Annotated in this window: 16 protein-coding genes; 14 read left to right on the top strand and 2 right to left on the bottom strand. The window is 35.9% G+C overall.

Annotated features, from left to right (window positions below):
- Nucleotides 1-130: 130 nt before the first annotated feature.
- The 9 genes from J2Z23_RS16085 to J2Z23_RS16045 all read left to right on the top strand — a co-directional run bounded on the left by J2Z23_RS16085 (nucleotide 131) and on the right by J2Z23_RS16045 (nucleotide 8,265).
- Nucleotides 131-1,228 (top strand): PQQ-dependent sugar dehydrogenase, encoded by a 1,098-nt coding sequence (locus J2Z23_RS16085; protein WP_057986401.1) that lies wholly within the window; start codon nucleotides 131-133, stop codon nucleotides 1,226-1,228.
- A gap of 167 nt (nucleotides 1,229-1,395) precedes the next feature.
- A complete protein-coding gene (locus J2Z23_RS16080; RefSeq protein WP_057986403.1) occupies nucleotides 1,396-2,115 on the top strand; it encodes an ABC transporter ATP-binding protein in 720 nt (239 codons plus the stop codon).
- Nucleotides 2,084-4,546 (top strand): ABC transporter permease, encoded by a 2,463-nt coding sequence (locus J2Z23_RS16075; protein ID WP_057986405.1) that lies wholly within the window; start codon nucleotides 2,084-2,086, stop codon nucleotides 4,544-4,546. The genes J2Z23_RS16080 and J2Z23_RS16075 overlap by 32 nt, the downstream gene beginning before the upstream one ends.
- Nucleotides 4,547-4,550: 4 nt before the next feature.
- Entirely contained in the window at nucleotides 4,551-5,054 is a 504-nt protein-coding gene (locus J2Z23_RS16070; protein WP_057986408.1) for a PadR family transcriptional regulator, read from the top strand.
- Between the two features lie 281 nt (nucleotides 5,055-5,335).
- Nucleotides 5,336-5,635: a YfzA family protein gene (locus tag J2Z23_RS16065; protein WP_238482808.1), complete on the top strand. Its 300-nt coding sequence runs from the start codon at nucleotides 5,336-5,338 to the stop codon at nucleotides 5,633-5,635.
- Between the two features lie 15 nt (nucleotides 5,636-5,650).
- Nucleotides 5,651-6,022: a GntR family transcriptional regulator gene (locus tag J2Z23_RS16060; protein ID WP_057986412.1), complete on the top strand. Its 372-nt coding sequence runs from the start codon at nucleotides 5,651-5,653 to the stop codon at nucleotides 6,020-6,022.
- A 5-nt stretch (nucleotides 6,023-6,027) separates the two neighbouring features.
- Complete coding sequence (locus J2Z23_RS16055) at nucleotides 6,028-6,894, top strand: ABC transporter ATP-binding protein (protein ID WP_064468189.1); 867 nt, start codon at nucleotides 6,028-6,030, stop codon at nucleotides 6,892-6,894.
- Entirely contained in the window at nucleotides 6,887-7,492 is a 606-nt protein-coding gene (locus J2Z23_RS16050; protein WP_057986416.1) for an ABC-2 transporter permease, read from the top strand. The genes J2Z23_RS16055 and J2Z23_RS16050 overlap by 8 nt, the downstream gene beginning before the upstream one ends.
- An 89-nt stretch (nucleotides 7,493-7,581) precedes the next feature.
- Nucleotides 7,582-8,265, top strand: coding sequence for a Pr6Pr family membrane protein (locus tag J2Z23_RS16045; RefSeq protein ID WP_238482814.1), 684 nt, complete (start codon nucleotides 7,582-7,584; stop codon nucleotides 8,263-8,265).
- Between the two features lie 409 nt (nucleotides 8,266-8,674).
- Here J2Z23_RS16045 and J2Z23_RS16040 read toward each other — a convergent pair whose 3' ends face one another.
- Nucleotides 8,675-9,391: a ferredoxin reductase domain-containing protein gene (locus tag J2Z23_RS16040; protein ID WP_057986419.1), complete on the bottom strand. Its 717-nt coding sequence runs from the start codon at nucleotides 9,389-9,391 to the stop codon at nucleotides 8,675-8,677.
- 450 nt (nucleotides 9,392-9,841) lie between these two features.
- Here J2Z23_RS16040 and J2Z23_RS16035 point away from each other — a divergent pair, with 450 nt between their 5' ends.
- The 3 genes from J2Z23_RS16035 to J2Z23_RS16025 all read left to right on the top strand — a co-directional run bounded on the left by J2Z23_RS16035 (nucleotide 9,842) and on the right by J2Z23_RS16025 (nucleotide 10,626).
- Nucleotides 9,842-10,132, top strand: coding sequence for an alpha/beta fold hydrolase (locus J2Z23_RS16035; RefSeq protein ID WP_209974540.1), 291 nt, complete (start codon nucleotides 9,842-9,844; stop codon nucleotides 10,130-10,132).
- Between the two features lie 144 nt (nucleotides 10,133-10,276).
- Complete coding sequence (locus J2Z23_RS16030; protein WP_057986422.1) at nucleotides 10,277-10,462, top strand: hypothetical protein; 186 nt, start codon at nucleotides 10,277-10,279, stop codon at nucleotides 10,460-10,462.
- Nucleotides 10,453-10,626, top strand: a complete 174-nt coding sequence (locus J2Z23_RS16025; RefSeq protein WP_209974538.1) for a hypothetical protein — start codon at nucleotides 10,453-10,455, stop codon at nucleotides 10,624-10,626. The genes J2Z23_RS16030 and J2Z23_RS16025 overlap by 10 nt, the downstream gene beginning before the upstream one ends.
- Before the next feature lie 395 nt (nucleotides 10,627-11,021).
- On the opposite strand, the gene J2Z23_RS16020 is transcribed toward J2Z23_RS16025, so the two are convergent.
- Nucleotides 11,022-12,068, bottom strand: coding sequence for an NADH:flavin oxidoreductase/NADH oxidase (locus tag J2Z23_RS16020; protein WP_209974536.1), 1,047 nt, complete (start codon nucleotides 12,066-12,068; stop codon nucleotides 11,022-11,024).
- A gap of 131 nt (nucleotides 12,069-12,199) precedes the next feature.
- Between J2Z23_RS16020 and J2Z23_RS16015 the strand changes: the two genes are divergently transcribed.
- Nucleotides 12,200-12,613, top strand: coding sequence for a MarR family winged helix-turn-helix transcriptional regulator (locus J2Z23_RS16015; RefSeq protein WP_057986425.1), 414 nt, complete (start codon nucleotides 12,200-12,202; stop codon nucleotides 12,611-12,613).
- 386 nt (nucleotides 12,614-12,999) lie between these two features.
- Nucleotides 13,000-13,884: a helix-turn-helix transcriptional regulator gene (locus J2Z23_RS16010; protein WP_057994761.1), complete on the top strand. Its 885-nt coding sequence runs from the start codon at nucleotides 13,000-13,002 to the stop codon at nucleotides 13,882-13,884.
- The last annotated feature ends 100 nt before the right edge of the window (nucleotides 13,885-13,984 follow it).

The raw sequence follows: 13,984 nt of genomic DNA, 5'->3' as shown, positions 1-13,984 counted from the left end.
TGCTATTCGGTAAAACGAGAAGTAAGACAACAATAGAAAAGAACTTTTGCCAGCTCCTTTAGGTGAACCAAATTTTTAGGTGTCTAAAAAGCCCAGCTTTTGGACACTTTTTTAGTAGGAGAGGTGGTTAATGTTGAAAAAAATTATAAGCATATATATGGCAATGTTTTTATTAGTAGGGTGTTCTTCAAATGATCAACGGGATGCTGTACAAAATATTAATGAGCAAAACTCCCCATCAAGTCAGCAAGAAAAAGATGAATTAGAAGTGATAGTGGAAAATCTTGATGCTCCTTGGTCAATTGAAAAAAACAATCATACTTACTATCTGACAGAAAGATCTGGATCCATTGTAAAAATAGCAAATGGAGAAATGGAAAGACATCGTGTGGAACTCGAGAAGGATCTTGCAACAGCAGCAGAAGCAGGATTATTAGGCTTTGTGCTTGCCCCCGACTTCCATGAATCGAGTCTAGCATATGCCTATTATACGTATGCAGATAGTTCGGGACAGTTTAACCGGATTATAACACTCCATTTGAATAATAAGGTATGGAGTGAGGAGGATGTGCTACTTGATAAAATTCCAAGTGGATCCTATCATCATGGCGGAAGACTCAAAATTGGACTTGATGGGAAACTGTATGCAACAACTGGTGATGCGTCTGAAGCAGATATAGCGCAAGATCTCAATTCTTTAGGCGGGAAAATCTTAAGAATGAATCTTGATGGATCGGTCCCGAATGATAATCCGTTTTCGAATTCATATGTTTACAGTTATGGCCACCGAAATCCACAAGGAATAACCTGGTTACCTGATGGAAATCTATATGCAAGTGAGCACGGAAACAGTGCAAATGATGAAATAAATAAAATGGAGGCTGGGAAAAATTATGGCTGGCCCATTATCGAAGGGAATGAAGAACAAGACGGGATGATCAGCCCTTTATTCACTTCTGGAACAGAAGCAACTTGGGCACCATCTGGAATGGATAATGATCATGGTAAATTGTACGTTGCTGCGTTAAGAGGGGCAGCTATCTTAGAATTTGACCTTGAAACAGGTAAATCTCGTGAAATTATAACGGGTCTCGGCAGAATTCGAGATGTACTAATTGAAGATGATCATCTTTACTTCATTAGCAATAATTCAGATGGCCGCGGTAATCCACAAGAAAAAGATGATCGGTTATACCGCATCCCACTTGATTTTTTAGCAAGTAAATAGCTCAATACAATTTTTTGTTTACAACTTAGTACTTCCAATCTATATATACTATGTATATATAGATTGGAAGTTTTTTTATTTATAATTTTGGTAAATGAAATATTTATCCTTTATTAAGTTATATACTTAGTATATAATGTAATGGGTCAAGAAGGGGAGGGAATATTATGATAAAAGTGAGCGGGCTTACAAAGGAATTTTTACAAGGACAAGAGAAGACAGAAGTGTTGAAAGGAATTGATTTAAATATTGAAGAAGGGGAATTTGTGGCGATAATGGGACCTAGTGGTTCAGGAAAAAGTACCTTACTTCAATTATTAGGTGGGCTTGATGTACCTACTAAGGGAGACATACAAATTAATGATAAATTTTTAAATAGAATGAAAGAAAAAGAGAGAACGATATTTCGGAGGAAAAATCTAGGGTTTGTTTTTCAGAATTATCAATTACTACCTACATTAACTGTTGAGGAAAATATTGCATTTCCTCTTCATGCAGACGGAAAGGTAACAAATGAACGAATTAAGATGATCCATGAATTAATTCAATCTGTAGGATTAGCGGGACTTAATCGTAAACGTGCCAATCTGTTAAGTGGTGGTCAGCAGCAACGTGTTGCAATTGCAAGGGGACTTGTTAATAATCCGACTGTCTTATTAGCTGATGAACCAACTGGTAATTTAGATCGAGCTAGGGCAGAAGAGATTCTCGGCTTATTCTTAAAATTTCATCGTGAAAACAAGCAAACCATTGTGATGGTCACACATGATATTTTTGCGGCTGGTTTTGCAGATCGCATCATCCTTTTTAAAGATGGGGTTGTAGATCAAGTGATATCTAGGAAGGATGGTGACTATGCTAAATATTTGGCGAATTTCATGGCGTAATATAACTCAGAACAAAAAGAGGTTTTTCTTTACACTGCTTGCGATTATATTAGGGGTGTCTTTTGTAACATCTATGCTAATAGCCGACAAAACAACAAATAATGTGTTTAATTATTATGAGCAAATGTATGTCGCTAATGCTGATTATTGGGTCTTAAGTGATGAACATACATATTCTGAAGAAATGATTTCATCCATTCAACGTGATCCCGCTGTTACAAATACATTGCTTGCTCTTGATAAGCAAGCTTTCTTTGAACTTGAAGATAATCACTCTCTAAGTGAACGATCTGTACGAATTACCGGAGTAAGTGACCAAAATAGTCCATTATTAAAACTCCCAGTTATTGCAGGTAGCTTAGATAATGAAGGAGTAATAATACCAGAAGTTGTTGCAGACCTTTTAGGAAAAAGAGTAGGAGATACAGTACGGTTCACGAATTTAGGGGAAGCGAAGATTTCAGCTATTGTTGAGTATACCCAATTGCTTGCAAGTCCTAGTAATTGGGAAAAGGCTCAATCAACCAGCTTTCGGATTATGGCCCCACTCGATATGCTAAGGGAATGGACCGGAAAAGATGAGGAGCTTTCTTATATGCGCTTTCAGACCAAGGGGGATGGTGAGGAACTTTTTCACTCCTTTCAACAAAGTTCCCATGGTTCTAGTGTATATATAGAGCCTGTTGTTGCGGATGATCTACAGAGTAACGATATAGGCGGTCTTTACACCTTCTTTTATTTAATTGCGGGATTGTCGATATTTATTAGTGGGTTTATTGTCTTTAATATGATATATACAAGTGTAATAGAAAGGAAAAAGGAATTTGCAATCATGAAAAGCTTTGGTTATACACAAGGCTCTGTTTCTAAACTTGTACTTGTTGAAATGCTACTTTTAGCTTTAATTGGTACAGCTATTGGTGTTCCACTTGGTATATGGTTGGGCGATCTATTTATGCGAGCGCTTCTTAGTGTATTCGAATTTGATATGGTCTACACTTTAAACTGGAAACTACCTACGATACTAGCTATTATGATTGGATTGCTATTTCCGCTTATCTTTTCTCTAATTCCTATTTATAATGCAGGCAAGACATCCATTTTACTAACATTAAAAAAGGAAAATAATTCGGCTGCATCATCAAGACCGTATCTCCTTAGGGGAATTGTGGGAGTAGGGCTTCTAAGCTTTGTATGGATAGATCATGCTTTTACATATGTGGCTGTCTTGGCAGGTATCATTCTTTTGTTTCCTTTACTTTTGATCGGTTTAAATAAAATAATAAAACCTATATTAAATTTGGTTTTTAACTATCCCGGCATTCTGGCTAGCCAAAATCTCTCCCAACAAATAAATCGTAATGCCAATACAGCTACAATTCTAACTGTTGGCATCTCGATTATATTATTGCTTGCTGCAGTGATAGAGTCGGCGCCAACAGGATTTGAGAAAGAAATTAAAGGTACGTATGGGGGAGATATGAGAATTACATCTGAAGTACCTTGGTCTGCTGAAGATGTAACAAAACTGCGCTCCTATGATGCTGTCACACATGTTGAACCCTTAACGGAAGCGACACCGATTACATGGGAGACCATTAATGGGGTACGTAGACAATTCTCCGTTCTTTCAGTCAGCGAAAGCGGTCCTTCCTTATTTGCTGATCAGAAAAAGGAAGGTTGGAGCGAAAAGTTAAAAGTGACTCCTTCTGTAGTACTTGGAGAGCGTGCTTTTGAAGAATGGGATGGGAATATTGGGCAGAGTATTCTAATGAATACCCCAAATGGTGAGCAGTACTATGAAGTTATTGGTGTCGTTAAGACATCCCATTATTCTGGTTATGTCGCATTTATGGATGAGACCTATCTTAATGACAAATTCGGGTGGACGAATAGTTTTGATATATTGCTCCACGTGAAAGATGGTATGAACGCTTCATTACGTAACCAGTTGTGGACTGATTATGGGGATCACCTCTCAAAGGTGCAAACAGTAGAGGAAGAAATTAAATCTACTGCTTCAGCGATTACGGGTATGAATGAACTAATCTTAATTTTATTATGTATGATGATTGGATTAGCGAGTATTGGTACAGCTAATACGCTTTTGATGAACACATATGAACGAAGATTTGAAATTGGGACGATGCGAGCACTCGGTTTTACCAAACAACAGGTTCGAAACATGATTCTCGCTGAAGGTATGCTTATCGGAATATCGGGAGTAATCGGCGGTATCGCAACAGGTGTTATTTTAATATATGTAACAAGTAAATCTCAGCTGATGGAAGGATTTATTTCTTTCCAATTACCTATTAGTAATATTATACTAGCTATGGTTGCCGGAGTATCATTAAGTCTTTGCGCAGCCTGGATTTCCAGCAAAACTGCAAGTAAAATGGATATCCAATCATCGCTCAAAGAAGGTTGATAAGGTGTCAGTAAAATACGGAATTTTAACATTATTATTCCAGCAAAAACAACATGGTTACGAACTGAAATTAGGCTTGGATTCCCTACTAGGTATTAAAGGGAAAATTAATCCTGGTCAGATCTATACTACTCTTGATCGCCTAATACGTGACCAGCTTGTCTCATCACCAGGAATGGACGATCAGGAAAGAAAATTGTTCGAGTTAATGCCAAAAGGTAAAGATGAGTTGGAAAAGTGGTTGTTAGAGCCTGTACCTTATCATACAACAAAAGAAGACTTTTTCTTTAAATGGAGTTGCGCTCGTAACATTCATTTTAAACAGGAACAGAAGATGCTTGAACAGCAAAAGGCAATAATCATTAATGAAGTGATGGAATTAACAAAATTAAAAACTGAGTTATTGCTCCAAGGGGATGAAAATAGATATTTATTAATTACAGGTATGCTATTACATTTAGAAGCTGATTTAAACTGGATGAATCAAGTTGAAAATCGAAACCGTTAATAATAAGAGCATGTTTTGAGAAGGATTTTTCAAAATATGCTCTTTCTGTTTGTTCATTTAGCCAATCTGATCGGTGGATTAAGCTTTTTTTTAAAAGGATACACTGTTTAATTGGATTCATCCTTATACATAATCAGATTTAGAAGCGAACTTTATTCGTGTACTAGACTTAAATTTTTCTGCTTTTCTAAGAAAATGGTTGCATGGCATCCTATATGTGTATATAATGTACATATAGTATATATACATTATATTTACATGTGGAGGGCAGTGGTCAAATGATGGACGCGAAAAAACATAATAGTAGTCTAATAAAACGCTGGGTGACTACCATTGGTATATTTTTAATTGTTCAATTAATCTTTATAGCGGTTGATGGTACTTTTCTTGAGCCAAACATAAACGATAGTAATAACGTATTTATCAGGATAGGAAGGTGGATCTTGAATTCAAAACTCTTTACTGAATGGATCACCCCTTATAGTTTTCCATTTTTTAATATGATCATGCTTTTTCACGTCATTGCGATACTACTTCAAGCTGTACAGGACATTAATTCAAGACTGGTTTTTAAAAAATAAAGAAGAGGGATTGGCATGCAAATTATTATTTCCAACAGTTCAAAGGAGCCGATTTATGAACAAATTACGGAACAAATTAAATCGTCTATTTTAACGGGTGAACTACAAGAGGGTGAATCCTTACCTTCTATGCGTAGGCTTGCAAAGGATTTACAAATTAGTGTGATAACGACGAAACGTGCTTATGAGGAATTGGAGAAGGCGGGATTTATTTATTCCATTGTTGGAAAAGGTTCTTTTGTCGCTGAACAAAATTTAGAGCTTGTAAGAGAAAAAAAGCTGAAGGTTATTGAGGAACAGCTGAATGCGGTGATCGCAAATAGCCGGGAAATTGGTTTATCAATTGATGATCTACAGCAATTATTGGAGATTTTATATGAGGAGTGAACGGAGTGGAAAATGTGGTTGAATTAAAAAACGTAACAAAAAATTTTAAAGGCTTTTCCATTAAAAATATTGATGTACAAGTGAAGCAAGGATTTGTGACAGGGTTCATTGGAGCAAACGGTGCTGGTAAGACATCAACAATAAAAATGATGATGAATCTATTAAAGCCAGATGCTGGGGAGGTTAAGCTATTTGGATTGGACTACCGGACGCATGAGAAGGAAATCAAGGAGCGAATTGGATTTGTATACGATGACAATGTATTTTTTGAAGGGCTGAACTTAAAAGATATAAAACGTATTGTTGGGCCAGCCTATAAACAGTGGGATGATACATTATTTTATCGCTATATTGAGCAATTCGAATTACCACTTAATAAAGCGGTGAAAACCTTCTCGAAAGGGATGCAAATGAAGGCATCATTAGCAATAGCACTATCCCATCATGCAGAATTGATTATTATGGATGAACCAACAGCAGGATTAGACCCAATTTTTAGACGGGAATTGCTGGATCTTTTACAGGAATTAATGATTGATGGTAATCGTACGATTTTCTTCTCTTCCCATATTACAACAGATTTAGATCGTATTGCAGATTATATCGTCTTTATCCAAAGAGGGGAATTAGTATTCAATCAATCCATTCATGATGTTGCTGAAAACTATGCACTCGTTAAAGGTGGCATTGATCTTCTCGATAGAGACACGGAAAAGGCTTTTATTCATGTTCAACGGGCGGCAACAGGATTTGAAGCGTTAACGGATAATATTAAAGCAGTAAAAAGTATTTTTGGGGATTCCGTTATTATTGAACAAGCATCACTAGAAGATATTATGTATTACTTAAAAGGGGGGATACAGCATGTTTAATTTAATTCGACGTGATGCCATATTACAGAAATGGCAGCTACTAATCTTTGTTCCTTTTATCTTATTTTTTGTCATTACGGAGGTTCCCGCATTTTTGGCTTTTATGGTCGCTAGTATTTTTATTCCTTTTAATGCCTTTGCTTACGATGAAAAGGCAAAAACGAATATTTTATTAAATTCCTTGCCATATACTCGTAAGGAAATTATCGCATCACGCTATCTTGGTGCTATCGTTTATATGCTCCTATCTATTGGGATGACGAGTATAGCATTGTCTGTATTCAATAAACCTTTTACAATGACTGATATTGCGATTGGAGGGGGACTGTTTCTATTATTTGCAGCTTTCACCTTTCCACTTTTCCAAATATTTAAACCAGGCCATATTACACCCATTATTCTCATTAGTTTTATCCTCTTAACATGGGTTGCTCGGCCTGTTATATCGTTTATAAATAAACATTTGACGGTGATAACCGATTTTATTGCTGATTTATCCAATTTGGTTTTATATACAGGAACAGCGGTTATTGTCATAGCACTTTATGGTATTTCTTGGGGGCTTGCGACGTTTATTTATCAGAAAAAAGTCTTCTAAGGTAGTTTTTTTAGTACAATAAGAAGACAAATTATTATTAGAAGGAGTTCGGATTACAGCTGCAAAGAAGTCATTGATTTGTGGGGTGGATGATGTCTGGAATATTTCCAAAAGAAAGACTTTTATACACGAAGTTTTTGTTTCATAGTTTAATAGCTGTCATAGGACTGATTAGTGTGCCATTACATATCATTTTTTCTCCTGATCCAAGTGTATCAATGACAAAGTTTACCATTCATTCGAATGTCATTGTGACGATAATCTTTACCATTAGCCTGTTTGTTCTATTCGTAAAGAAAAAGGAAAACCATATGATGGACTTATGTAAAAATGCGGCGCTTATATATATGATCGTCGTTTTATCAACTTACCACTTTATCCTTTCTAGTGGTGGAGAATATGGTGGAATTAGAACGATTACAAATTTTACTTTGCACTACTTAATCCCAATATTGGTTTTACTGAATTGGATCTTTTTTGAAGAGAAAAAGTGGTATCGTTATAAAATAATTTTTTACTGGTTAGCCTTTCCAATCCTTTATGGAGCTATATCCTTAATAAGAGGAATGTATGATGGATTCTATCCTTATTTCTTTCTAAATCCAAATGGTCATTTCCCTGATGGAGTTGGCAGTTATGCAAATGTAGCTTTAATTATTGTAGGCTTTACTCTTGTGTATTGCATGCTTGGTTTCCTGCTAATATTAATAAATAGAGTAATTCTTCGCTTTAAACATGCAAAGTATATAAAAAGTAATAAAAAGGTAATATGATCTTTTAGGGACGGACGCAAATTAAAAAACATTTTTTGTCCTTTCCATAAAGGGGTTCAACAATATTAGTAAGATATAGTAAATGAGAAGAAGAGAAGTTAATCACTCTCTCTCAAAGTTGTTATAACTTTTATTAAAAAGGGTGCTTTTCCTTAACTAAAGGGTAAGTGCCTTTTTTTAGTGTGCCCAATTTGTGGAGCAAGCCTTCTTTAATAAAAATGAGTATTCGGAAGATCAGTAATGCCGTTTAATTTATAATTACATGACCTCAATCGTAAAAAGTCATAAAAAATAAGAGTGGTATATATCGTCATGTGTAATATATATCACTCTTTTACTACTTATTCCGCAATTGCGCCCGTTAATGGCACATCTATTTAGTATTTATCAAGTAATTTATTTATCTTGCCTAAATTGGCAGGTCAAATTCTAAAAACTCAGGCAGTTGTCGATCATGCTTGTCAAGCATAATCTGTTCTGGTTTGATGCCCTGCTCACGCAGTACTTCAATGTTCTGCTTAAGGAATTCGTCACTGCCAACAACATAGAAGAGTCCATCCTTGTCAGCCGCAAGCTTTTTCACTTCGTCATAATAGTCTTTACGGTTATCAACGAACTGTGATGTGAACTTTTTGTCTGCTGCAGATGCAAAAATATCGGTGAATAAGAAATCCTTTGATGAATCAATATTCAACGAATGGATTTGATTGACGTTGTCTGCACGCTCAAAATAATCAAGTACTAGCGGTCTGAAAGTTGCCAGGCCAATACCTGATGATAGCAGATAAACATTTTTGTTTTCCCTTTTAAGTGGCACATTGGAATGGATTTTAAATATTGCAACTTCATTACCGATTTCAAGCTTTCTTAAAATCGATTTAAACTCAGAGCATTGCTCTCTGATGCGTGTTGTAATTCCGATTAAATTTTCGTGCGGCAAAGTAGAAATTGACATGTGGCGAATCAGGCTGCGATTGGGTTTATCACCAGCGTTAAAACCTTCCAATGCCAAGTGAATATGGGCTCCTTCCTCCCATGTAAGGCCTTCCGGACGATCGACCAGATATGTTTTAACCTCCGGCGTTTCATCAATAATCTTATTTATTTTCGACCAATATATTTGCATTATCTATTCTCCCCCTGCTCAATTATAAGTATCGTTACTATCTAATATACTACAAGTGATAATAATTCTCAATTAAATGGATTGATTATTTCAAAAAGATTATATGACTTAAATTCGTAAAGAGAAGAACATGACTAAAAATAATAATTTTAATGTTAGTGGGTTCTTACTACCATTTCACTTTTTCTAAATATCCAGTTCTAATCCAAACTAATGTATATGCCTAAAATAGTTTCAGGTGAGAAGATCAGACGGGGGAATAGTCAAACACAAAGTTTTTGAGGAACTCCTTTTAATTAGCTTTATTCAAATTGGCTTCCTTTTTATTGATTCTAAGAGAAGGATTCAGAAAGTATTATCATCCATTACTATTCCGAAGCGACAGATGTTATGTAACTGTATTTCTATTTTAGTATACTAATTAAATAGTTAGTATTAGGGGGAGAAATGATGAGTCGTTTTAACGTTTATGGTTATCAAGATAGTGATAAAACAATTATTGCATTGCCAGCTCTAGGTGAAAGAAAAGAAGTATATGAATTTTTGGCGCGGTCTTTAAAGGAATATAGAATAATTGCCATTGATTTGCCTGGACATAATCAAGTGAAGCAAGAAGATCATTCTATATCCACGTTTTTATTAGAAATTGAGAAGATTTTATCCAAACTAAATATTTCATCAGCACATTTTATCGGAAATTCTATTGGTGGTTGGATCATTCAGGCTTTTTATTCTCAATAACCTCATTATGTAGAATCATTAACCTTATTAGATGGTGGTTACTACTTCCTTGGTGGAAGAGCAGATGATGAGGAGGAAATTCAATTTCCAGTCATTGAACAGTTTGAAGGGCTTGAACAAGCTATAGGTGAAACGATTCATTCCATGGAAGGATTAACAGAAGAAGAAGGAACACATTTTAAAACGTATTTGCAAGCTAACTTTGTGGTGAAAGAAAATGTATATATCCATCATAGTGACGAAAAGGCATTAAATACTTTATCAAATGAAGTAACAATAAAAGATTATTGCTTGAAGCAGAAAATTGAAAAGCCCTTTTTATGCTATTAGCTGAACACAGTATGGACGAATTTAGTAAAGAAAAAGTAGAAGAATTTAAACAACTTCATTTCAATTTATCTGTCATCACGATCCCAAACGGATACCACTTTTTACCGATTACAAATCCAATACAGATAGCGAATGCATTTAAGAAACATATACTTGCTATTTGATTAGCTGGTTTAGCTTCTTTACTTATCGATTTTCCATGCTTTTATTCCTGCCAACATCGGCATATGAACACTTCTCTGAAATAAGGCAGCGTCTGATCTTAAGGGGTATTTTCAGATTTTTAGAGGAAAAGAAGTATTGAAATAGAATGGATATAAATTAAAAGAATTGGCCGAGAAAGTTTTCACCAAAGAAAAATCTGAATTAATAAGTGCTTATAGCCCGCTCCGGAAGTAGACTTCCGGAGCGGGCGGCTGGTGAGCTTTCCATGTTAGCGCACTCCGGGATCTCACTGATGCCTCACCTCCCACAGAAGTCTGCGTATATTTCCTCCGCTAAGGTAATATTATTGTTCATCCTTGGAGCTTAATACTTTAGTTATGTCCTAGTCTCTCTTTTATCTTATTCCTCTTTCATATTGAAAAGGAGTGGTTACTTTGTGAGTTAATTTTTTCTCTGCATGCAATCCCCAATAAGGATCATTCAACAAGCCTCTTGCAATAGCTACAAGTTCCGCATCTCCATTGGAAATGGTTGCTTCTGCCAATTCTGGACTGCTTAACTTACCAACAGTGATTACTGGAAGATTTAATTGTTTTTTAAACTCGCGAGCAAAAGGAACCTGATAGCCTGGTGTGTTTTGCGGTTTACGTTCTCCGGGAGGTCCTTCCCCACCACTTGAGACATGAAAAACATCGACACCAGCTTTTTTAAAACGTTTTGCCATATCAATAGAGTGTTGCAACCCATAGCCTTCATCTATGTACTCAATGGCAGACAAGCGCATGATTAATGGCATATCTACTGGCATTACACTTTTGACTGCCTCTATAACTTCTTCACCAAAGAGCGCTAGGTCTTCTCCATACTCATCTGTCCGATTATTGATGCTTGGTGACATAAACTGATGTAAGAGATAACCATGAGCACCATGCAATTCGATTGTATCAAATCCCGCTTTTATCGCTCGCTCTGCGGCGTGTTTAAAGTGCTGAATAGTTTCTTTTACTTCTTGGGTTGTTAAAGCTCTTGGAGGTTTAAGTTCACCATTCATGGTTTCTTCTAGTAATACTTCTACAGGTATAGCGGAAGCTCCTACTGGTTGTTCGGCATCTTCTGCTTTCCTGCCTGCATGAGCAATCTGAATGCCAACCTTTGTACCGTACTTTTTAATTTCCTGAACAAGTCGTTGGTAATGGGGGATTTGTTCATCTGACCAAAGACCAAGATCACCATTTGTAATCCGCCCTTCAGGGGTAACACTAGTCATTTCCATAATGATAAGACCTGTTCCCCCGATTGCTCTTGAAACGTAGTGAACAAAGTGCCAATCATTAGGGGCACCATCTTCTTTAGTGACTGAATACTGGCACATCGGAGCCATCACAATCCGATTTTTCAATGTAAGATTTTTGATTGAATAAGGACTGAATAGGTGACTCATAGTAAAGAACTCCCTTCATGTAATTTGCGTGTGCATGCATTTAAATATGGAATTTTGTTTGTTTGCACATGCATATAATATAGTTCATGATATAATAATGTCAATCAATAAGGCTAGAAAGGATTATGATTATGAATAATAATGAACTATTTAATGCTTGGATGAATTTGACGAAATATCATGACCGCATACTAAAAGCAATGGATTATACACTCCAAGATCACTACCAATTAGGAATAAAAGAATTCTACCTTATGCATTATTTGACACAATCAGAACAAATGAAGATGAGGTTATCAGATTTAGTGCCAAAAGTGGGTCTTAGTCATAGTGCTCTATCACGCTTAGTTACAAGATTGGAACAACATCGAGCCGGGCGGCTGGTTGAAAGGCAAACAGATGCAAAAGATAAACGTTCTGTCGATATTTTCCTTATGAAAGAAGGTGCAGAACTTATTCAGGAGATGCAAAACTTAATTAATAATCGTTTACAGTCGCAGATGAGCGAGAAAGATATACAGAATATTAAAAGACTTCTTGAATAAGGGATAAATTTATTTCTGTAAAGCAGGTTAGCTTTTGAAAATCTATAAAATTTGAGAATCGAAGGTTTCCAGATGCAAAAATCAGGACTTTCGATTTTTTAAATGGTTTAGGCAATTATAAAGTAGTCGCTAGTGGATACGGAGAAATTTTTAGTTTCATCGTTTAGCTGGCCTAGTAAACTTTCAGCTTCTTCCTACGATAAGTCAGCATTGCCCATGCTTCGCCGTATATCTTTTTTATTAAAAAGTTTGTTTGTCGTTAAACTTGCGCCTACGCTTTTGGATTGATTAACAAAATATCATTATGATTATCTTAGAAAAGCAATATATGTCAAAAAGTTGTCTATCTTTTTTGTTATCTTACTTGTGAGGAGGTTACAGGAAGAATGAGTTACCGTCCGATAATCCAAAAAACAATTGATTTTATCGAGAAAAACTTACAAGAAGAACTTTCCTTAGAGAGCATTGCTCAATATGCTGGCTTTTCCAAGTATCACTTTCATCGTATTTTTCAAAGAGAGATTGGTGTAACGGTTTCTGAATATATTCGCTATCGACGAATTGCTAATTCAGCTAACATGCTACTTAATTCGGACAGAAGGATAATAGATATTGCTTTCTATTATCGTTTTGAAACACAAGAATCATTTACCCGATCCTTTAAAAAGTATTATGAATTACCGCCAGGACAATATCGTAAAATCATGAGTAAATTAACTATGCAAAGGGAGGAAACAATGGTGGAAAAGACTGATCCGTTACTAATAGGCTGGCAATTAAGTGGGAGCCATCCGTTTAACTATCAGATTGGGATTGATAGGGAAAACTTTCATAAAGGAAATGCATCTGGATATTTAAAATCTGTTTCCACTCAATCTCAAGAAGAATTCGCGACGATGATGCAACAATTTAAAGCTGAGAAATACCTTGGCAAAAGATTAAAATTATCTGGATTTATCAAATCCAAAAATGTAGATGGATTCTGTGGCTTCTGGATGAGAATCGATGACACACTTGGGGATGTCATGCAATTTGATAATATGAGTGACCGCCCCATAATAGGAGATTCTGAATGGAATCACTACTCTATTGTTCTAGATGTTCCTACTAATAGTGCAGTTATCGCCTTTGGTGTATTACTCTCGGGAAGCGGGCAAGTGTGGATAGATGAACTTAAATTTGCGGAAGTGGATCAACAAACACCGACAACTAATATTGATTTTTCCGTTCAACTTTTAGATGAACCTGTCAATTTATCTTTTGAAGATTAAAAGTCCTTAATGAAAGGTAGGATGGTATGACTAGCTTCAAAAAGCAAACTATTCATATAATATTAGGTATCGGAATTGTGGTTGGCATTATGGCGGTAAA

Source organism: Lederbergia galactosidilytica (genome assembly GCF_017873565.1).
In the GTDB taxonomy this organism is placed as follows: Bacteria; Bacillota; Bacilli; order Bacillales; family Bacillaceae_C; genus Lederbergia; species Lederbergia galactosidilytica.
This window is presented reverse-complemented; position numbering and strand designations above follow the sequence as displayed.

Coding starts and splice junctions, on each gene's coding strand:
- J2Z23_RS16085 (WP_057986401.1), top strand. CDS start 131: ATGTTGAAAAAAATTATAAGCATATATATGGCAATGTTTTTATTAGTA.
- J2Z23_RS16080 (WP_057986403.1), top strand. CDS start 1,396: ATGATAAAAGTGAGCGGGCTTACAAAGGAATTTTTACAAGGACAAGAG.
- J2Z23_RS16075 (WP_057986405.1), top strand. CDS start 2,084: ATGCTAAATATTTGGCGAATTTCATGGCGTAATATAACTCAGAACAAA.
- J2Z23_RS16065 (WP_238482808.1), top strand. CDS start 5,336: ATGGACGCGAAAAAACATAATAGTAGTCTAATAAAACGCTGGGTGACT.
- J2Z23_RS16060 (WP_057986412.1), top strand. CDS start 5,651: ATGCAAATTATTATTTCCAACAGTTCAAAGGAGCCGATTTATGAACAA.
- J2Z23_RS16050 (WP_057986416.1), top strand. CDS start 6,887: ATGTTTAATTTAATTCGACGTGATGCCATATTACAGAAATGGCAGCTA.
- J2Z23_RS16045 (WP_238482814.1), top strand. CDS start 7,582: ATGATGTCTGGAATATTTCCAAAAGAAAGACTTTTATACACGAAGTTT.
- J2Z23_RS16040 (WP_057986419.1), bottom strand. CDS start 9,391: ATGCAAATATATTGGTCGAAAATAAATAAGATTATTGATGAAACGCCG.
- J2Z23_RS16035 (WP_209974540.1), top strand. CDS start 9,842: ATGAGTCGTTTTAACGTTTATGGTTATCAAGATAGTGATAAAACAATT.
- J2Z23_RS16030 (WP_057986422.1), top strand. CDS start 10,277: ATGGAAGGATTAACAGAAGAAGAAGGAACACATTTTAAAACGTATTTG.
- J2Z23_RS16025 (WP_209974538.1), top strand. CDS start 10,453: ATGCTATTAGCTGAACACAGTATGGACGAATTTAGTAAAGAAAAAGTA.
- J2Z23_RS16020 (WP_209974536.1), bottom strand. CDS start 12,068: ATGAGTCACCTATTCAGTCCTTATTCAATCAAAAATCTTACATTGAAA.
- J2Z23_RS16015 (WP_057986425.1), top strand. CDS start 12,200: ATGAATAATAATGAACTATTTAATGCTTGGATGAATTTGACGAAATAT.
- J2Z23_RS16010 (WP_057994761.1), top strand. CDS start 13,000: ATGAGTTACCGTCCGATAATCCAAAAAACAATTGATTTTATCGAGAAA.